Genomic DNA, 665 nt, shown 5'->3' on the forward strand with positions numbered 1-665 from the left:
CGTTGCTGGGCCTGGTCCTGCTGTCGTCGGGGCAGTCGGGGGTGCAGAACCGTGGAAGGCAGGTGATCTTTGCACCATCGAAGAATACGTGTTCGACTCCCCAAGTCGACTCTTTTCTTTAATGGCGGCCAGCCCATCTTCCAGCGTCTCCAATTTTGCCATGATGGCGTCCAGGGATTGCGAGACTGTCCTCGATTCTTGTTGGCGCTCCTCACGTTCGCTTTCTAGTGACTTCAGACGGTCTGCAAAAATGACCAGATCAGAGACTAGATTTGACAAGTATTTGGTATTATAGTCAGTATAGCTCCTAATTGCTTGGACCATGGCCACCAACTTCGCAGGATCGGACAGCGACTCGTCGTCATCTGAGGCGGCGTCGTCACCCGCGCTGGGGTTTGGGTCAACCTCCGGAACCTGGACCGGAACCTGGGTCACGGTTGGTGACCGGGTTTGCGATTTCTCGCCTTGGTCGACGTCGTGCCTCGCCGCGATTATGGCATCGATGGCCTTTTTATTGCCCGCCGTTCTTGCCAGTTGTAGAGATTGCCGCTCCCCTAGCTTCTTTCGGCAGGGCACACCCATCGGGGCTGCCGTACAACGAAGAACGATATCGTATGCCGTCTTCTGGGGCTGCAGACTCCCCGTCGCTCCACATTTCGGGCATC

Annotated in this window: 1 protein-coding gene; it reads right to left on the bottom strand. The window is 56.2% G+C overall.

Annotation, left to right across the window (positions count from 1 at the left end; genetic code table 11):
* A partial coding sequence (locus B5P40_RS33180; RefSeq protein WP_220089784.1) for a hypothetical protein occupies nucleotides 1-665 on the bottom strand: 665 nt, incomplete at both ends.

It is taken from the genome of Bacillus sp. SRB_8 (assembly GCF_003264205.1).
In the GTDB taxonomy this organism is placed as follows: Bacteria; Bacillota; Bacilli; order Bacillales; family Bacillaceae_G; genus Bacillus_A; species Bacillus_A mycoides.